The organism is Psychrobacter sp. M9-54-1, assembly GCF_016613355.1.
Taxonomy (GTDB): domain Bacteria; phylum Pseudomonadota; class Gammaproteobacteria; order Pseudomonadales; family Moraxellaceae; genus Psychrobacter; species Psychrobacter faecalis.
The window spans coordinates 150296-170719 of sequence record NZ_JADGFW010000013.1 but is presented as its reverse complement, the minus strand read 5'-3'; the positions used below and the strand labels follow the sequence as shown (position 1 = coordinate 170719).

The 20424-nt window shown below is 44.1% G+C and carries 16 protein-coding genes; 8 read left to right on the top strand and 8 right to left on the bottom strand.

Features of this window, described 5'->3' with window-relative positions:
- Positions 1-116 precede the first annotated feature (116 nt).
- The 3 genes from IQ457_RS06735 to IQ457_RS06725 form a co-directional block, all read right to left on the bottom strand.
- Complete coding sequence (locus IQ457_RS06735; RefSeq protein WP_198328818.1) at positions 117-917, bottom strand: transporter substrate-binding domain-containing protein; 801 nt, start codon at positions 915-917, stop codon at positions 117-119.
- Positions 918-1223: 306 nt separating this feature from the next.
- Entirely contained in the window at positions 1224-2021 is a 798-nt protein-coding gene (locus IQ457_RS06730; protein WP_200662560.1) for an ABC transporter ATP-binding protein, read from the bottom strand.
- A gap of 353 nt (positions 2022-2374) precedes the next feature.
- Positions 2375-2689, bottom strand: coding sequence for a hypothetical protein (locus tag IQ457_RS06725; protein WP_144297436.1), 315 nt, complete (start codon positions 2687-2689; stop codon positions 2375-2377).
- Between the two features lie 414 nt (positions 2690-3103).
- Between IQ457_RS06725 and IQ457_RS06720 the strand changes: the two genes are divergently transcribed.
- The 4 genes from IQ457_RS06720 (at position 3104) to gltS (ending at position 7072) form a co-directional block, all read left to right on the top strand.
- The gene (locus IQ457_RS06720) at positions 3104-4405 is read left to right on the top strand and encodes a glutamate-5-semialdehyde dehydrogenase (protein WP_200662559.1); all 1302 of its coding nucleotides are present in this window, start codon (positions 3104-3106) and stop codon (positions 4403-4405) included.
- A 158-nt stretch (positions 4406-4563) separates the two neighbouring features.
- A complete protein-coding gene (locus IQ457_RS06715) occupies positions 4564-5337 on the top strand; it encodes a ribonuclease domain-containing protein (protein WP_200662558.1) in 774 nt (257 codons plus the stop codon).
- Position 5338: 1 nt separating this feature from the next.
- Positions 5339-5716, top strand: a complete 378-nt coding sequence (locus IQ457_RS06710) for a barstar family protein (RefSeq protein ID WP_200662557.1) — start codon at positions 5339-5341, stop codon at positions 5714-5716.
- Between the two features lie 84 nt (positions 5717-5800).
- Positions 5801-7072, top strand: coding sequence for a sodium/glutamate symporter (gene gltS / locus IQ457_RS06705; RefSeq protein ID WP_068406019.1), 1272 nt, complete (start codon positions 5801-5803; stop codon positions 7070-7072).
- A 144-nt stretch (positions 7073-7216) separates the two neighbouring features.
- Here gltS and glyA read toward each other — a convergent pair whose 3' ends face one another.
- From glyA to IQ457_RS06690, 3 genes are all read right to left on the bottom strand, one after another.
- The gene (gene glyA, locus IQ457_RS06700; RefSeq protein WP_200662556.1) at positions 7217-8473 is read right to left on the bottom strand and encodes a serine hydroxymethyltransferase; all 1257 of its coding nucleotides are present in this window, start codon (positions 8471-8473) and stop codon (positions 7217-7219) included.
- A 398-nt stretch (positions 8474-8871) separates the two neighbouring features.
- On the bottom strand, positions 8872-9372 hold the full coding sequence (locus tag IQ457_RS06695; protein WP_200662555.1) for a chorismate--pyruvate lyase family protein: 501 nt from the start codon (positions 9370-9372) through the stop codon (positions 8872-8874).
- Between the two features lie 71 nt (positions 9373-9443).
- A complete protein-coding gene (locus IQ457_RS06690; protein WP_200662588.1) occupies positions 9444-10805 on the bottom strand; it encodes a GNAT family N-acetyltransferase in 1362 nt (453 codons plus the stop codon).
- A gap of 853 nt (positions 10806-11658) precedes the next feature.
- Here IQ457_RS06690 and IQ457_RS06685 point away from each other — a divergent pair.
- Positions 11659-13881, top strand: coding sequence for an NADP-dependent isocitrate dehydrogenase (locus IQ457_RS06685; RefSeq protein WP_200662554.1), 2223 nt, complete (start codon positions 11659-11661; stop codon positions 13879-13881).
- Positions 13882-14364: 483 nt separating this feature from the next.
- Entirely contained in the window at positions 14365-14676 is a 312-nt protein-coding gene (locus IQ457_RS06680; RefSeq protein ID WP_200662553.1) for a potassium channel family protein, read from the top strand.
- Between the two features lie 114 nt (positions 14677-14790).
- On the opposite strand, the gene icd is transcribed toward IQ457_RS06680, so the two are convergent.
- Entirely contained in the window at positions 14791-16050 is a 1260-nt protein-coding gene (gene icd / locus IQ457_RS06675) for an NADP-dependent isocitrate dehydrogenase (RefSeq protein ID WP_200662552.1), read from the bottom strand.
- A gap of 482 nt (positions 16051-16532) precedes the next feature.
- Between icd and IQ457_RS06670 the strand changes: the two genes are divergently transcribed.
- On the top strand, positions 16533-17159 hold the full coding sequence (locus IQ457_RS06670; RefSeq protein WP_200662551.1) for a pseudouridine synthase: 627 nt from the start codon (positions 16533-16535) through the stop codon (positions 17157-17159).
- A 251-nt stretch (positions 17160-17410) separates the two neighbouring features.
- Entirely contained in the window at positions 17411-18253 is an 843-nt protein-coding gene (gene copM / locus IQ457_RS06665; protein ID WP_200662550.1) for a CopM family metallochaperone, read from the top strand.
- Positions 18254-18367: 114 nt separating this feature from the next.
- On the opposite strand, the gene IQ457_RS06660 is transcribed toward copM, so the two are convergent.
- Positions 18368-20335 carry a M61 family metallopeptidase gene (locus tag IQ457_RS06660; protein WP_207161707.1) on the bottom strand — a complete coding sequence of 656 codons (1968 nt, stop codon included), beginning with the start codon at positions 20333-20335 and terminating at the stop codon, positions 18368-18370.
- Between the last annotated feature and the right edge of the window lie 89 nt (positions 20336-20424).

The following is a 20424-nucleotide window of genomic DNA, read 5'->3' as shown; positions in this document are numbered from 1 at the left end:
TTACCAGCCGTTATTCATCCGCAATGGTTCAGACATTGGTTAATCGGCGCTTATCGAAACCGTCTGTTGACTAATAGCTATCAGTTAAAGACTTCTCGCAAAGCGCATCAAGCAAATTACTGACCGAAGTTTTCTTGCTCAAGACGGGCAAGCTCACCGTTGCTACGGATTTCGCTCAGCGCTTTATTAAAGTCGTCTTTGATTGAGTCACCTTTACGGACAGCAATGGCAATATTATCGTCGTTATCAATCTCATCACCCACGATACCGAACCCTTCTGGATTATCCGCTAACCATGATTTGGCAGAGACTTTTTCGGCAAGTACCGCATCGCTACGACCCGATTTTAGGTCTAAGTAGGCATTGTCATAATTATCATAAAGCTTGACAGTGTTGCCGTCTTTACCTTCATAATTGTCTTGTAAATACGCGCCAGGTGTCGTAGAGCGCTGACCGCCAAGCGTTAGATTCTTAATAGATTTAGGATCAAAGCCACTTTTGGTATCGGTAAGCCAAACCATGGTATTGGCAAAGTACGGCTCGCTAAAATCAACCTTTTCTTGGCGCTCTTCAGTGATTGACATACCAGCGATGACGGCGTCGTATTTTTGCGCCAATAGACCTGGAATAATACCGTCCCAATCTTGAGCAACGATTTCACATTTGGCTTGCATTTGCGCGCATAAGGCATTGGCGACGTCGATATCGAATCCTGCCAAGCTGCCATCGGCATTGGTATAGTTAAAAGGAGGGTATGCGCCCTCAGTGGCGATACGAATGGTCTTGCCAGCCGTTTCTGTAGCAGAGGCATCAGCGCTGCTATCAGTAGCGTCATTAGCAGACTGACTACAAGCGCCAAGCATAAGCGCGGCGGTGACGGTCATCGATGACCACAAGAGGCGAGAATTCGACATCATACATTCCTTAAATTCTGATGAGGTTTTTGATATAGGGTTCTGATATTTTGTTCTCTGGCGTCCCTGCCAGATAAGCAAGTCAATGAACATAAAGACATAAGCAGGCGCGATTTGCGACTGCCTATAAACCCTTTGATAATACCTGACTCAAATATCAAAAACAAACGTTTTGCATACCAACTGTGATTATTCGGTAATAAATAGGCTAAGAAAATTTAGGCCAAGAAGGTTACTAAGGGCAACTTTTGCATTGTAAGCGTTTTAGGTTTTTTGACATTCAACCAATAACCTGTCAAACACTCGCTTCTAGTTTTGACGATGAGATGCCATAAAATCTTTGACGCGTTCAGACTTTGGATTATCAAATACCTGTTCAGGTGTACCAATTTCTTCGATGATACCTTGATGCAGGAACACCACTTTGCTTGATACCTCACGGGCAAAGCGCATTTCGTGGGTAACAATCAGCATCGTACGTCCTTCGGCGGCAAGCTCACGCATGACCGCGAGCACTTCATTGACCAGCTCAGGGTCAAGGGCCGAGGTTGGTTCATCAAATAATAACACCTGTGGCTGCATGGCAAGGGCACGTGCTATTGCTACCCGCTGACGTTGACCGCCCGATAAATTCGCCGGATAAGCGTCTTTTTTATCGAGCAGACCCACTTTATCGAGCAGTTTTTCTGCATCGCTAATCGCTTGGTCTTTTTTGATTTTTAAGACCTGCGTTGGTCCTTCGATGATATTTTGCAAAATGGTCTTGTGTGGCCACAAATTAAAGTTTTGAAACACAAAACCGACGCGCGCACGTAAGCTCTCTAATTGCTTGATATCTGCCGCTTGCAATTCGCCTGATTTGGCAGGCTTTAGCATCAGCTCATCATTGCCGATGATGATACGCCCCTGATTGGGTTTTTCAAGCAAGTTAATACAGCGCAGCAAGGTTGACTTACCGGAGCCAGACGAGCCTAAAATAGAGATAACGTCGCCATCATAAGCGGTGAGAGACACCCCTTTTAGCACCGCCAACGAGCCATAGCTTTTATGGACGTCTTGTAAATCTAAGGCGATAGGCCGAGTCGGATTCTTTGCAGTATCAAGCATGGTTTAGCAGACTTCCAATAAATATGAGTGAAAACATGAATAAAAAAATGCGCCATTGTCGCCTATAATGCGATAAAAAGGCAAACCCTGCCCCTTCAGTTATTAAAAATCATTAAAAGTCATTAGAGTTTGACAGGATAATTCATTGCCGATAAAAAAATACTCAAAACGGCGCTCAGCTTAGATAACTCCAGCTAAGTAGCGCGGTACTTTTTTAAACGGAATCAACGACAAAATAAGGCCCATAACGCATAGTCAGTTATGGGCCTTATTTTATCATCTTAACGCCGCTAGCGCTGTTTTATCTGCTAAATAGTCAGTCGACGCTCGCAAGCAGCATTTAACAAGCTTAACTAGTAAGTCGAAATGTGCTCTTCGCTTTCAGTACCATCCAGGACTTCTGCATCATCAGCTGTTGCTACCGCGACATCATCATTTTCGCTAACGGCCATACCATTATTAGCATCGGCACTTGCTACCGCGACATCATCCGTGCTGTTTGCCGTTGCCACGCCAGTAGCGTTATTTTCTACTGGCGTCTGCGCGTCCGCAGTTGGTTCAACATCCATTGGCGCTTCTTCTTTTTTGCCGCAGGCGCTGACGCTTAATGCTGCTGCTACCAAGCCTACTGTGAGCCAGTTTTTATAGGCTTTATTTTTAATAGCCATTTTTTTCTCCATAATGAGTCTTTAGTTTATTAATCTTTATAAAATTCATCACTTTATTGCATCAGCCAATTGCTATATCTATCATTGATAACGTATGAGATAGCGTGTGAATTGACCGTCTTAGCACCCACTATACTTACGATTGACCACGACTACCTTAGCAGTTGCAGCGCAGTTCTGTTAAAAATACGTAACAGACAGCATACTTTTTTATCTCCCATTACTTATAGACGCTATAAAAAGTTAAAAACCTTAAAATCGAACATAAGGAAACTCCGCAGTGCTTGCTAAACGGTCGTTGTTCACAAAATCGACTTTACTATCGTCCTCATCTCCTCTATGTTAAATAGCAGAGCGCCATTAGAGCGCTAAACGATATTTTTTAGATTATTGATGATAAAAGGACGTTAATTTATGACGCAATCGAATACCACAGATGTAACTGCTTATATGCAGACGGTCGGCAAGCAAGCGCGCGCGGCATCACGAGCGTTAGCTGCGGCCAATACTGGTGATAAGAATTCGGCGCTGATGGCAATCTATGATGCGTTAAAAAGCGCCAAAGCTGATATTTTAGCGGCCAATAAAATCGATATGGATAAGGGGCAAAAAAACGACTTGGACGCTGCCTTACTCGATCGTCTAGAGCTAAACGATGCACGCTTCGATGGTATGCTGCAAGGGTTAAAAGACGTGGCGGCATTGCCTGACCCTATCGGTGAAGTGACCGACATGACTTATCGTCCATCAGGTATTCATTTAGGCAAAATGCGTGTGCCACTCGGGGTAGTCGGGATGATTTATGAGTCGCGTCCCAACGTTACCTTGGAAGCGGCTTCGCTGGCGCTAAAATCTGGTAACGCTATTATCTTGCGCGGTGGTTCTGAAGCCTTTGAGTCCAATCAAGCGATTGCCAAATGTATCTTACAGGGTTTAAAAAAGGTCGGTCTTTCTGAGCATAGCGTACAAGTGTTAGAAACCACTGACCGCGCTGCTGTTGGCGAGCTGATTACCATGACGGACTATGTCGATGTGATCGTACCACGCGGCGGTAAAGGTTTGATTGAACGTATCAGCCGCGATGCCCGCGTCCCTGTGATTAAGCATTTAGATGGTAATTGTCATACCTTTATCGATAGCGATGCCGATGCAGACACGGCGATTAAAGTCAGCGTCAATGCCAAGACCCACCGCTACGGTACTTGTAATACCATGGAGACGCTGTTGGTCGATAAAAATGTCGCCGATGAGTTATTGCCAAAGATTGCTGAAGCCATCGTAACAGCCGATGACGCCATGCAACTGCGCCTCGATGAGAAGTCACAGGCGATTTTAAATGACAATGCTACCCTGCAAGGTCATTTATCAGCAGCCACCAGCGAGGACTGGGATACCGAATATCTTGCCCCTATCTTGGCAGTTAAGGTGGTAGCGGGTATCGACGAGGCGATTGAACATATCAACACTCACGGCAGCCACCATACCGACGTCATCATTACCGACAACTATACCAAATCGCAGCGCTTTATCCGCGAAGTCGATTCGGCAAGTGTGATGATTAACGCCTCGAGCCGTTTTGCCGATGGCTTTGAGTACGGACTTGGAGCAGAAATCGGTATCTCAACCGATAAAATTCATGCCCGTGGACCGGTTGGGCTTGAGGGTTTAACCTCGCAAAAATGGATTGTTTACGGTCACGGCGAAACACGCGCCTAGGGCATCATTGCTGCACTATAATTTATTGCCTAATTCGAGTATAATCTTAAATAACGTCAGCTTAATTGCTGGCGTTTTTTTATTATTGATAAATATGCTATATATGGCATATAAAAATTATTTTGCTGAATAGAACCACGCTATAGGAAGCCGTGCCCATGCAAAGTGGCAAAATTAAACACTGGAATGCTGACAAAGGCTATGGCTTTATCGAAGTAGACAATCAAGGTGAAGATGTCTTCTTTCATATCAGCAGCATGCGTCTCTCGCGGCCGATAAGCGAGGGTCAACGTGTCTATTTTAACAGTCAGCGTAATGATAAAAACCAATTACGCGCAACCGAAGTCACCTCTAACGAATTAAGTATTTTAGAAACGGCAGACGCAAAAAACCCACTAGCAAATTCAACCAAACATTATGCAAAAAATACGCATACAAATAACGCTAGCTATCATCGAAAAAACCAGTCAAAAAATAACCAAAGCAAGCCACACAAAAAAACTGGCTTATCTACTCTACTAAGTTTTATCGCCCTTATTGCCGTGGCGGTTTTTTTCTTTGGAGATTTGACGTCTAGTTTTTTTGCAGACAGCACGCCAGCAACGTCTATAACGCAGACAGCCCCTAAAACCTCTAGCCCTGATACAGCGGCCACAGCAGCTATCACGGGTGACGCGCAAATTGACCAAACACTGGCGCTGATTCAGCAAGGTGGCCCGTTTCCTTATCCGAATAAAGATGGCACCACCTTTTATAATCGCGAAGGCAAATTGCCTGCCCAGTCGCAAGGCTATTATCGCGAATATACCGTGCCGACGCCCGGCGTTTCGCATCGCGGCGCACGGCGTATTGTCACCGGCGGTCATCCGCCAACCGTCTATTATTTGACCGTCGACCATTACGACAGCTTTAGACCATTGCAGGTGAGATGATATGAACCAAGCGATTTACTATATTAAAAAAAATGACGTTAACCAAAACGCCATTGCTCAAAAAGACGAAGCGTTTATTAATGCCATTCCGAAGCATGCAATTAACATTCCAATTGGCGATGTTTTGAATAAAGAAACGCTGCTAAATAGCTTAGCGACAGCCGCCAATTTTCCCAGCTATTTTGCCCATAATTGGGACAGCGCTTGGGACTGTTTGACCGATAGTGATATCACCGATTTCACGCTTTACTTAAATGCGGTAGAAAAAATCAACAGCGAGGACTTTAATGCCTTTAAGCGCCTGATCGAAGACGCCTATAAAGATTTTGGCAAACCGCAATTATGGATTATTGAGGCGTCAGACGATACCTACGAATAGCAAAACGAGCAGAACCTAAATTCGAGATAAAGCCAGTTTTATCCCGAATTTAGGTGAATTCATATTTAGAGAAAGGATGAACTTATGGAAGTAACATTAAACGGATATTACACCCTGATTTTTGCCACCTTGGTGCTGTTATTAGGGCGCTTTTTGGTTAAAAAAATTAAGTTTTTGGAAGACTTTAATATCCCAGAACCCGTGGCTGGTGGCTTGATTGCTGCTGTGATTGTTTATGCCCTTAATTTGATTTGGGGTTATAGCTTTAACTTTCACCAAGGCCTACAAACAGCAACCATGCTGATGTTCTTTGCCTCTATCGGACTTAGCGCCGACTTTGGACGGCTGAAAGCAGGTGGTACGCCTTTATTAATTTTTACTATCGTCGTCTCGGTCTTTATTATTTTACAAGACGTGGTTGGGGTAGCGATGGCCAGCGTACTAGGTCTTGATCCGCTGCTCGGCTTGGTGACTGGCTCTATCGCTCTAACAGGCGGCCATGGTACCGCAGGCGCGTGGGGCGTTGTGTTAGAAGAACAATACAATGTCGTTGGTGCCACCACTCTTGGTATTGCTGTTGCTACCTATGGTTTGGTTGCAGGTGGTCTGGTTGGTGGTCCTGTTGCACGCCGATTGATCAATAAAATGGGTCTTAAACCGACCCCTGTTAATCCCAATCAAAGCGACGTCGAAAAGCTTGCTGGCAAGCAGTCGTTATATAGTACCAAGCACAGCGAAGATGGCGATCATCGCCATGAAGAGATGTTTGAAAAACCTGACAATATCCGTCTGATTACCGCCTCTTCAACGATTGAGTCATTGGCTTTGTTTGCAGGGGCGTTAGCGTTTGCAGACATCATGACATTGGTTGCAGCAGATACTGCGTTTGAGCTGCCCACCTTCGTTTGGGCATTAGCAGGCGGCGTTATCATTCGTAATGCCTTAACCATGGTGTTTAATTTTGATATGTTCGACCGTGCTATCGATGTGATTGGTAATGCGTCATTAAGTCTATTTTTAGCCATGGCGCTGCTATCGCTAAAACTATGGGAGCTGACAGATTTGGCGGGTCCTGTATTGATTATCTTGGTCGTGCAGACTTTAGTCATGATTGGTTATGCTTATTTTGTTACCTTTAGAATCATGGGTAAAGACTATGATGCCGCTGTCTTGGCAGCTGGACACTCAGGTTTTGGTATGGGCGCCACGCCGACGGCGATTGCCAATATGCAGGCAGTGACTGATCGCTACTTGCCATCACCGAAAGCGTTTTTGATTGTACCGATGGTTGGTGCCTTCTTTGTCGATATCGTTAACGCAACTATCTTGCAGATATTTACCAAGTTGCCGTTTTAGTCTTCTATATTATTGTCTTATTAATAAAAAATCGCCTAGCAAAAGTGAACTGACCCCCAAAAGTTGTGTCCAACTTATGGGGGTCAGTTCAAGTTCTAAGAGGTTTTTTTATATCTACTTATAAAACCAATTATTAATCAGAAATTACTGATTTTTAGCATAGACAGGTAGCTCTTTACAGATCGCTTCTACTTTGCCGCGTACTTCAGCAGCAACTTTTTCATCACCGCGGCTATCTAGGACGTCACAAATCCAACTAGCCAAGTCGCCAGCTTGTGCTTCGTTAAAGCCGCGCGTGGTAATCGCTGGCGTACCGATACGGATACCTGAGGTGACAAATGGCGATTTTGGATCGTTTGGTACGGCGTTTTTATTCACGGTAATGTGCGCATCACCAAGCCATTTATCGGCTTCTTTACCCGTCATTTCTTGCTTGACTAGGCTGATCAGCATCAAGTGATTTTCAGTACCGCCAGAGATGATCTCATAGCCGCGGTCTTGAATCACTTTTGCCATTGCTTTGGCGTTTTTAACCACTTGCTGCTGATAAGTTTTGAAGTTATCTTCTAAGGCTTCTTTAAAGCAAACCGCTTTTGCCGCGATGACGTGCATGAGCGGGCCGCCTTGATTGCCTGGGAAGACAGCAGAGTTTAGCTTTTTCGCCAATTCTTCATCACGTGCTAAAATCATACCTGAACGTGGGCCACGCAAGGTTTTGTGCGTGGTAGTCGTGACCACATCGGCAAATGGTACTGGGTTTGGGTAAACACCGCCCGCGACCAAACCAGCTACGTGAGCCATATCTACTAAAAGGTACGCGCCAACTTCATCAGCGATATCACGGAAACGCTGCCAATCGACCACTTGCGAATAGGCTGAGAAGCCAGCAATAATCATCTTAGGCTTGTGCTCTTTTGCCAAACGCTCAACTTCGTCATAATCGATCAGACCAGTTTCTTCAACCAAGCCATACTGTACGGCGTTGTAGTTTAGACCTGAGAAGTTGATATGCGCGCCATGTGTCAAATGACCACCAGCGTCTAGGCTCATGCCAAGCACGGTGTCATTAGCGTCTAACAATGCTAAGAAAACAGCAGAGTTCGCTTGGCTACCTGAGTGTGGCTGGACGTTGACGTACTCAGCACCAAACAACTCTTTTGCACGGTCGATGGCCAATTGCTCAACCACATCGACGTGCTCACAGCCACCATAATAACGCTTACCAGGATAGCCTTCAGCGTATTTATTGGTCAGGTCAGTGCCTTGTGCTTCCATCACTGCTTGTGAGCAGTAGTTTTCTGAAGCGATAAGCTCGATGTGGTTTTCTTGACGAACGCTTTCAGCGGCCATGGCTTCAGCAAGTACTGGATCAAACTCTTTGATAGAAATATCTTTAAACATAGTGATGTCCTAGGTAGTGGCTATCGTTAATGGTGGTGCTCATTGAAAAGAGGCGAGTAATAAAAGAAGGTAAAATTGGCAAACGCAGACAATTGGCCTGTTAAAAACTTGCCTAAATTGGCAATAAAATCGATACGTGGGAGCATCGATATCATCGCTATAGATTAAGTGTAGCATGAAACTTTGTGCGATGAGCGCAAAAAAACCTCACGGAAAGCTGAGAGATTTAAATGGCGTTATTAGAGAAATAAATGCGCAATAAAATCATTGTTTTATCTTTTTTACTTCTAGGTCGCGATGGATTTGTTAATCAAATAATTATTAATCGCCCATAAAAAACAGCCCCTTTAAGATGACTTTTTTATTTATTGTTACATTAGGTAATGCATGTATCGACATCAAGCATCACTAGACAAAAACGCTGCTAAAAAAGTCTCACTGATCAGTATTTTACGTCCATACCAATCATATAACGTCTGCCGTTGCCAACCATCTACTGTTTGCTCGATAACACGTTGATTGGGTAAAGTACGGCGGCGCTTAAACAACACATAGCCAATCGGCGTACCTTTTAGCTGCTGTAAACGGCGAGCGCGCCCCTTCAAACTTACTAGCGGGAAAATGCTTTGTGCTTGTACCCATTGCTGCTCATTATCGCCATATAGCTGCGACTCGCGTACCCACGCCAATAACGGACGGTTTAACGCCGCGCCTTGCAAACCCAACTGCTTTTTTTGCGCTAAGGATAATAACCGATAGCCTTCAAAACTGCGCTCGACGCGTAACGGCTGCCCTGCTTTTACTTCGAGCATGGCCGTCAGCGACCCTTCGGTATTGAGAAAATCTACTAGCTCAGTGGGAGCGGATGATGGAGCAGAATGAGAAAAATGAGGAGTCATAGTTTACAGCTGATAGAAAAGTATTAGGTAGGAAGTCATTGGGCAAAGATTAGCAAAAAAATGATCGAGGATTAATCAGTATTATCAAATGTCGGCATATTATCCATATTAAAGGGCAATGCTGCAAAGGCTTGCTTGCGATATTGCGCCATATGCATGCGGTCTTTTACACAGAAATTACTAATCGCCGGGACAAAACGCCCATCGTAAATACGGTGCAACGAGTGAGTTTTGGTCGGAACAAAACCTCGGACTAATTTGTGCTCACCTTGGGTGCCGGGGTCAAAATACGTCAAACCTTGCTCAATCGCAAACTCGATACCTTGATAATAACACAGCTCAAAGTGTAGGCTATCATACTCAGCAAGCGCGCCCCAATAACGACCATAAAGCGTGGCGTTTTGGCTATTGGGTTTATCATAAAAAAACAAACTGCTAGCGATAATTTCACCATTGGCATCAAGTGCTTGTGCCAGCATCAAATGTTCAGGCATGCTAGCAGCCAGTCTTTTAAAAAAATCTAGCGTGAGATAAGGCTGCTGCCCACGTACCGCGTAGGTCATCACATAACAACGATAAAACGTCTGCCAATCCTCTGCAGTGATAGCAACCCCGCATTTACGCTGGCAAGAGATGCCTTGCTCGGCAACTTTACGCCGCTCAGCACGCACGGTTTTGCGTTTTTTGGCTCTAAAGGTTGCCAAAAATGCCTCAAAGTCGGCAAATTGTTTATTGTTTTGACTGACATTTTTATTTTGCCATAAAAACTGGCAGCCCTGCCGCTCAAGTATCGGTAGCTCAATCGGTTCTACTGTACCGCTATTTTTTTGATTATTAAGCGCCATTTCTATATCGGTATCAGTCGGCATTGACGCGTTAGCAATAGTCGCCATCTCAGACGTCGCAAACAAACCATGCCAGCTAGAGGCCTCTACTTGCTGGGCGATATCATCAACGCCTGCGATAGCTGTTTTTAAAATATCCGTATTTAGCGCCTCACCTTCTGCTAGCCACAGACGTTGGCCAGTCACGGGTGTATAAGGCGCACTGGTCACCAAGCGTGGATAATAATCAAGACCATACTGCGCATAAGCTTGTGCCCACGCATGGTCAAAAACGAACTCGCCTTGATGATGCCCTTTAATAAAAACCGGCATAACCGCAACAGGCTGCCCTATTGGTTCTGAAGAAAGCAGCATTGGCTGCGCAGCATTACTTTTATCATCATTCGCATTATTATCAATAACGCCATCTGTCTCATTTGGCCGATGGATTAAGACATAAATCGGCAACCAACCTGCTTGCTCACCAATTGCGCCTGTATCACTAAGTGCTTGCCAAAACTCAAATGTCATAAAAGGCGTATCTGGCGTTTGCCAACGCGCCATATCCTGCCAGCTATTGTCACTGAGTAACGCATATTGTAAATTCATCATCACCACACTATTTTTAGAATTTTTTCTTAAGCTCATTTATTTCTATCGTTTAGCCTAGCAAATACCAGCGCGTTTGCTGTCACAATTTGCAAAAAAGTAAAAATTATCTGGCACTAAAATACTTTTATGAAGAAGGTTTATAAACAAAGGCGCATAAAAATGCCATACGGATAGATTACTAAGTCTTTTATTGATGGAGCGCAGGATTGGGTTTTGCTAGCGTTAGTGTGTTAAAAACAGATAATTTGAAGTATGTAGACTATTTCAACGTCGATAAGCCGATCATTTCAAAAACAAGCTTACAAAAGTAAAAATGGCACTAAAAGCGCGCTAATTACACGCAAAAGATGATATTGAGGGCGAGGACTGGTAGAATAAGGCTATTATTAGCTTAATATAATTCAGATACATAGGGTATGAGCGAAAATAGTATACTTAGTTCAATATACAACATTGACATCATATCAGATTTATAGTGGATCAACTATAATATAGCGTCAGCCATTCGCGCTCAGATCATTGTAAATCATGAGTATTGAGTCGCTGGTTTGCATAACTTTTTAACTACGGTCTTTTGAGTGTGACCTTTTATAATGTTTTATAATCACTCTTTAATAAAGCTGGTACTTGATCGAGCGCCTGCTTTATAAAGACGAATAAACATAAATGGCTGGCGACGAAACTTTTCTCGCCGTCATACTCGCTCAAGAATGGCGATAAAAGACGACTGATGTATTTGAACCTCGAACCAACCCCGTAGACCATTATGGTATAAGGGCTGTATAAAGCTATTAAATGATACCGCAGCCTTATTAACCTCATTAATGACAACAAGGAATAATCTACTAACATGTCAAAAATTATTTATACAAAAACTGACGAAGCCCCAGCGCTTGCCACCTTATCATTTTTGCCGATTGTAAAAGCATTTGCCCAGACAGCAGGCGTCGACGTTGAAACCAGTGATATCTCGGTCGCGGCGCGTGTGTTGGCTGAATTTCCAGACTACTTAACCGAAGAGCAGCGCGTTCCAAATAACTTAGAAGCGCTTGGCAAATTGACTCAAGATCCAAACGCCAATATCATTAAACTACCAAATATCAGTGCTTCTGTACAGCAGCTAAAAGCGGCTATCAAAGAGCTACAAGCTAAAGGCTACGCGATTCCTGATTTTCCAGACGAGCCAAAAAACGCAGAGGAAGAAGAAATCCGTCGCCGTTATGGCAAAAGCTTAGGCAGCTCGGTCAACCCTGTATTACGTGAAGGTAACTCAGACCGCCGTGCGCCAAAAGCAGTCAAAAACTACGCGCGTAAACATCCGCACTCGATGGGCGAATGGAAACAGTGGTCACAGACACACGTTTCGCACATGCACAGCGGCGACTTTTATGACGGCGAGCAGTCGATGACCTTGGATAAAGCGCGTACCGTGCGTATGGAGCTGTTGCTCGAAGACGGTACGACCAAGGTATTAAAACCAAAGATTGCCTTACTTGATAAAGAAGTCATCGACTTGATGTTTATGAGCAAAAAAGCGCTGCTTGAGTTCTATGAGCGTGAAATGGAAGATTGCCGCGAAGCCGGTATTTTATTCTCATTACATGTAAAAGCCACGATGATGAAGGTGTCACACCCTATCGTCTTCGGTCACGCGGTGCGTATTTATTATAAAGACGCCTTCCAAAAACATGGCGCGTTATTTGATGAGCTAGGTATTAACGTCAATAACGGTATGGCAAGCTTGTACGAAAAAATCACCGAATTGCCAGCCAGCTTACGTGAAGAGATTGAGCGTGACCTCCATGCCTGCCAAGTGCACCGTCCGCGTCTAGCGATGGTTGATTCTTCAAAAGGTATCACCAACTTCCATTCTCCAAGTGACGTGATTGTCGATGCGTCTATGCCGGCGATGATTCGTAACGGCGGTAAAATGTGGGGCGCTGATGGTAAATTATATGACTGTAAAGCGGTCATGCCTGAATCGACCTTTGCGCGTATTTACCAAGAGATGATTAACTTCTGTAAGTGGCATGGTAACTTTGACCCAACCACTATGGGTACGGTGCCAAACGTTGGTTTGATGGCGCAAAAAGCGGAAGAATACGGCTCACACGACAAAACCTTTGAATCTAGCGACAATGGTATCGCGCGTATCGTCGACATCGAATCAGGCGAAGTTTTACTTGAGCAGCGTGTTGAAAAAGGTGATATCTGGCGCATGTGTCAGACCAAAGATGACCCTATCCAAGACTGGGTTAAGCTTGCAGTACGCCGTGCGCGCGAATCAGATACGCCAGTTATTTTCTGGCTCGACCCATACCGTCCACACGAAAACGAGCTGATTGAAAAGGTTAAAACCTACCTAAAAGATCATGACACCAACGGTCTGCACATCGAAATCATGTCACAAGTTCGCGCCATGCGTTATACCCTAGAGCGCGTTGCCCGTGGTTTAGATACGATTTCTGCGACTGGTAATATTTTGCGTGATTATCTGACTGATTTGTTCCCGATTTTAGAATTGGGCACCAGTGCGAAAATGCTGTCAGTTGTGCCACTAATGAAAGGCGGTGGTTTGTTCGAGACTGGCGCAGGCGGTTCAGCACCGAAGCACGTACAGCAGCTGATCGAAGAGAACCATCTACGTTGGGATTCTCTAGGTGAGTTCCTAGCCTTGACCGAATCTTTAGAGCATTTGGCGAAAAATGATGACAATGCCAAAGCGAAAGTATTGGCAGACGCCCTTGATAGAGCGACTGAAACGCTACTGTTAAATGACAAATCGCCATCACGTAAAACTGGCGAGCTTGATAACCGTGGTAGTCATTTCTATCTGGCAAAATACTGGGCAGAAGAGCTGGCTGCACAAGATGAAAATAGCGAGCTAAAAGCACAGTTTGCGCCGCTGGCACAAAAACTTGAAGACAATGAAGCCGCTATCGTTGAGCAGCTGAATGAAGTTCAAGGTAAGTCGATGGATCTAAAAGGCTACTATTTAGCAGATGAAGCGTTGGCTGAAAAAGCCATGCGTCCAAGTCCGTTATTCAACGAAGCTATTGCTTCATTGTCATAAATGCTTGGTTGCAAATAAAATAAAGCTGGCTGAACAAGCTTTATTAAAGTCAGTTTAAAACAAACGCCCCAATAGTCCTAGGCTATTGGGGCGTTTTTATAGGTTCTGTGCTGCTTAAAACGTTCAAAGCAAACACCTACACCAATGTTTTATATGAAGCGCCCTACTGCTATGGTTAGATGACGCTCAATGTTAAAATTATTTTTGAGCATTTACTGGGCCTAAGACTAAGCATAATACTGAGCGTATGGATGAAATCTTATGATACTAGAAAAAATAACAACCGCCAGAGGAACTCTTTTTATTTATATCCTCACTGGCAGTATATGGTATTTACTGACGCATTTTTTACCGGACAATAGGTGGCGCGATATATTTACTATCGGCCTTGCCTTCTTGTTTTGCGGGATTTTTATGTGGTCGCTTTTTAGCACCTTGCAGCGCATCTATGGCGATGATGGCAATTTATGAAAAGAGCTTGCGATGACAACGCTTAATGTCTTTTTATTTTTGCTTACCTTTTCGGCACTTTATTACGAAGTCGGCATCGTCGACACCACGCTCGATGGTAATCCCATTTCGCAAGATTTTTGGGCGTACTGCTACTATGCTGTCGTCACTTTCACTTCAACAGGCTATGGTGATTTTCGGCCACAAGGCATGACTCGGGTTTTTGCAAGTTTACAGGCGTTGATTGGCTACTTAGTGCTCGGTTTAATGGCTTCAACCAGCTTATCGGTGGTCAAATGGACAGCGAATGGTAGCGGTAAAAATCGTGGTAAAAATGACAGTTAAATTGAAATTCAATAATCAGTATAAAAACCCATAAGCACAAAAAAAACCATCTATAAAAATATAGATGGTTTATTGTTTACGCTATAAATTATAAAATCACATGCTATAAAGCCCTTACACATCCATATGCTTAATAATGGCTTTGCCAAACTCCGAGCTACTGAGCAAAATGGCATCTGGCATCAAGCGCTCAAAGTCATAAGTGACGGTTTTATTTTTAATCGCGCCTTTGATACCTGCGATAACAAGGTCAGCCGCTTCTATCCAGCCCATATCACGCAGCATCATCTCTGCCGATAGAATCAACGAACCTGGATTGACCTTATCTTGACCAGCATATTTAGGCGCTGTGCCGTGGGTAGCTTCATAAACAGCGATTGAGCCGCCCTTATTGGCACCCGGCGCGATACCGATACCGCCAACTTCAGCAGCAAGCGCATCAGAGATATAATCACCGTTTAAGTTCAAGGTTGCAACGACTGAATACTCAGCAGGGCGCATCAGGATTTGCTGCAGAAAAGCATCAGCTATGACGTCTTTAATGATAATATCATTACCGGTTTTTGGATTTTTCATCGTCATCCAAGGTCCACCATCGAGCAGCTCCGCACCAAAACGTTCAGCGGCAAGCTCATAGCCCCATTCTTTAAACGCGCCTTCGGTAAACTTCATGATATTACCTTTGTGCACGAGAGTGACGCTCGGTAAGTCATTATCGATGGCATGCTGGATAGCTTTACGTACCAAACGCTGCGAGCCTTCTTTTGATACAGGCTTGATGCCGATACCGCAGTCATCTGAGAAGCGGATTTTGGTCACCCCCATCTCTTCCTTTAGGAATTTAATGACTTTTTTGGCGTCATCACTGCCCGCTTTCCACTCGATACCCGCATAGATATCTTCTGAGTTTTCGCGGAAAATTACCATATCGGTCAGCTCTGGGCTATGTACAGGGCTTGGTACACCCTCAAACCAGCGCACCGGACGCTGACAAACGTATAAATCGAGCTCTTGACGTAGCGCGACGTTTAATGAGCGCATACCGCCGCCAACTGGCGTGGTCAGAGGCCCTTTAATACTGACGACATACTCGCGCAAAATCTCTAGCGTTTCGGTCGGCATGTATTCGCCATCATAGATTTTAGATGCCTTTTCGCCGCAATAAACTTCCATCCAAACGATCGATTTTTTGCCTTTGTAGGCTTTTGATACGGCGGCATCGACCACTTTAATCATCACCGGCGTGATATCAACACCAATGCCATCACCTTCGATAAAGGGGATAATCGGATGATTAGGGACGTTTAGGGACAAATCAGCGTTGACGGTTATTTTTGCGCCGTCTCTTGGGACGATAACTTTATCATAGGGCATGGGGTCAAACTCCTTTTATATTTATATATTGGTTGCGCCAGTTTCCTTGGCGTTCTGTTATGCTGGCTAAAATATTTTGGCTTTAAAATGGCATTATGCTAGCGAGTTACGTATTAATAATTTACGTAAAATGCCGATACGCCAATAGGTTTAAAAGTATGTTAGATAATCATTTTCATGATTTCTACCAGATGAATGATATAAAAATATCATCATTTACCTTCAATAGTGTACTAACATAAAAACATGACTGATAATTTTTCTTTTGCATACGTCAGTTTTGCCAATCAATATTATAAATACCACAATATGAACAGGGTTATTTAATATCTCGTTTATTGTTATTGTTACGTTTGCTTATCTGAGTTATTTTTTAGCAACAGTCCGCTTTTTACTTTTGCGTAAAAACATTTTAGACTGCCGTGCACGCCATTTGTTAACCATGTTGTAGCAATCAATTTATTTTTGGGAAATGCCATTTTATGTCGACCTCTAGCCTAGTTTTATTCAACAAACCTTACGGCGTCCAAAGTCAATTTCGTGATGACAGCAATAATGATCACACCACTCTATCGCAGTATTTTACTGACAAATCGCTGCGCGTTGCCGGCCGACTTGATGCAACCTCAGAAGGCTTGTTGATTTTGACCAGTGACGGACGGGTAAATAAAGCCATTACCCAACCACCATCAGCCAAGAACTTTGCCCAAAATAAAAAAAAGCAAGGGAAGACTTATTTGGTACAAGTCGAAGGTTTGGTAAGCACTGCTCAATTAGAGCAATTGGCGGCGGGAGTACATTTAAAAGATGGCAAAACCTTGCCAGCAGTTGCACGACTGGTCGAGGAAGGCGATTTGCCGATTGACTTATGGCAACGTAATCCGCCCATTCGCGAGCGTAAAAACGTCCCAACATCATGGCTTATGCTAACTATTTATGAAGGTAAAAATCGCCAAGTAAGACGCATGACCGCTCATGTGGGACTGCCTTGCTTGCGTCTGATTCGTTGGTCGGTGGCAGGATTTGAGCTTGGTTCGCTTGGCGTTGGTGAGTTTGTGCGTATTCACCTAAATAGTGAGCGCTGTCGGCAGTTAGGGATTATGGATTAGATTAGCGTGCCAAATTAAACCTTATCCGCTTATATGAGCCAATTTTGCTCTGATTTAAATATTACGACTTATTAAACGGCGCGTCTCGAACGCGTAAGGTTTATCTGTTAAGATGCAAAACTGCGCTGACTTGCCAACCTTGCCGTATTTTCGCGTTTTATATCGGTTTAAATTTGGCCATTATTTATCTTGTCTTCTGTCTTATTTTTCGTTGAGCCTGTTTCCTGTTTTTTTGATAGTAAGGATATATCATGATTGCCTCTCGTCATTTTGCTTTGTTTGCTACCAGTGTGGCTACTGCCCTGCTGCTAAGCGCTTGCCAGCCAGCAACTGAGGATAGCGAGGTGATGCCAATAGAAGAGGCCACTCAAGCCACTAATGAACCATCTGAAACAGCTCCCGAGGATGCCCATGCTGGGCACGACATGGCTGCCAATGCTGTTACGGTAAACGATGAAAAAATGTCAGATATGCTGAAAGACTATACAAAGTCAATGACCAGTATGCATAATGAAATGATGGTTGGTATGGGTTATAACGATCCTGATACCGCCTTTGCTAAAGGCATGCTCGGCCATCATCGCGGCGCGGTAGATATGGCAAAAATCGAGCTAAAGTACGGCACTGATGAAACCATGCGTAAACTTGCACAAGACATCATCGACTCGCAGCAGCTTGAGATTGATATTCTTAATAAATGGCTCGCAAGCCATCCTGATGCGCCCAAACCAAAACCCAATACCGAAGCTATGCAAGAAGCGTATGCAAAGGGAATGAATACCATGCATAGCGATATGATGCTCGGTATTGCTGAGCCTGTCGCTGATATGGCATTTGCGCGCGGTATGCTGCCGCATCATATTGGCGCAGTAGACATGGCAAAAGTGCAACTCCAATACGGTACCGATGAAGAAATGCGCAAATTGGCACAAGACATTATCGATGCTCAGCAGCCTGAGATTGAGTTGATACAAAACTGGATTGCGGCAAATAAAGTGCCTGATACCGCGACTATCAATAGTGATGACACCGTTATCAATGATGAAGCAATTGATAAAGAAGCAATCAAAGAAACCACTAAAGCGACAAGTTAAACAGCTATAACGTCTTAACTGTTATTTATAGTACTTTGAATATTAAAAATATAAACCCTTGCTAAGTACGCAGCTTAGCAAGGGTTTTTAATGTCTTCATGCTTTATTATTTATCTATTCACTTTGATGGCGTGCTAGCGCATTTAGCCATGTATTTTCAGTATTGGCATACCCGACAGAATCCCCATCGTCTTCACAATCTGTACTCGCCCTTGCTAACCGTAAGCTGATGCTATGCGGGAAAACTGTCTGATTAACGTCATGCTTAGCTTTATCGCTCAACTCTTTAGGCACAACCTCAACTACCATTAGCTCATCACGGCGAAATAAATGACATTGTACAGGGCAGGTAGCAATGCTAAGCGTTGCTAATTGCTTGGTGTCTGCTTTAATCCCATCGATTGCAACAATGACGTCATGCGCTGAAATACCCGCCTTAGCGGCAGCGCTGTCACGGTTGACGCGATTAACCTTAAGTCCAAGCGGCGTCTCACTACAACGCATGCCCCACGGTATGTTTTTATCGGCAGTCTCTTTAGTGTTGGTATGAATCTTAATACCATTTTCCACAAGCAGCGTCTCTAGTGGTAGCTCCTCAACGCCATTAACATAACGGCGCTCAAACTCTTCCCAATCTGCTAACGGCATAAACTGCCCGATAACTGCACCCATATCGGCGCTACTGATGCCAATACGTTTATTATCCTTTTGCTTTGCTTGGCTATAAAATTCTTTAACCACATCAAATAAACGATAACGCCCATCGCTTTTTGCAAGCAGGGTCAAATCCAAGCATAACGCCACCAATGCGCCTTTGTTGTAATAACTGATACCTGCATTGCCGGTATTTTCATCATTGCGATACAGCTTAATCCAAGCGTCAAAGCTTGACTCGGCAACGCTTTGATGCGCACGTCCTGGGGTTTGATAGTAGCGATTGATTTGTTCGGCAAGCAATCTAAGATAGCTTCCTTTATCAATGACGCCTGACGCTTGCAACATAAAATCATCGATATAAGAGGTAAAACCTTCAAATACCCAAAGCAGCGGCGTAAAGGCTTCGCGGCGTAAATCCACATCTAGCATCACATCTGGACGCACGGTTTTGACCCACCACGCATGAAAATACTCGTGACTGCATAAGCCCAAAAAGCGTTGATAATCGGCACTTGGCACTTTTGGCTCATCAGCATTAGGCAAATCACGACGCGGGGTAATCAAACTGGTCGAGTTGATATGCTCAAGCCCGCCATAATCCTGCCCACTGGCAAAGGTCATAAAGGTATAATTGTTAAAGGGCGCATCGCCAAGCCAATCTAAATAAGTCTGACAGATTTGAGTAACATCTTGCCGCAAGCGTCCCATGTTAGCGCTATGCTTACCTGAAAGATAAAAATGATGGCTAAGCGTCTGATGGCTATTATCTTGAATGATAAAATCAAAGTTATCTTGTTCGGCAAACTCAAACGGATGATCGATCAGCTCATGATAGCTGTCTGCTTGTAGAGTATATATTCGCAGCTTATCAATTTGCGACTGTACTGCCTCAAGTCCACACGCCAAGCGCACAAGACTAGCGTCTTTATCCGCTAAAAATGCAGCTGGCACGATTAAATCAACTTCTACCCCTTGTTGTTCTTGCCCATCAATCGCTAAGGCCAATGAGGTAAAATTGCCATACAAACGCTGCTGGTCGACATACGCCGTACGCACCGATAAATCATAACAATATACTTCATAATGAAGGCGTATACGTTGTGCTGCCCGCGCCTCTGGTAACTGCCATGTATTTTTATCTGTTTTTTGCGCGCGATACGTGTTGATTTGTTTATCGTTAGAAACGACTTGACTGTCTAAAATCTCATAATGCACTGCGGTTATATTACGGGCAAATTCACGCATTAAATAGCTACCCGGTATCCAGGCGGGCAACCATAAACTTGGCGCGTCGGTATTAGCGGTGAAAGTCAGCGCGACATCGACCAAATGCTCCAAAAACCGCGCAAAGTCGAATTGGTAAAAGACATGAGCGGTTGGCTGATTTAAATTATTAATCGGTGAGATTTGAGAAGATAAATTCATAAACGTTATTATCCTTATGTTTATGACTATGGTAGAAGCCATCATGCAAAAACGCAACTAGCAAACTTTAGCCTCTTACCTTTACCAAC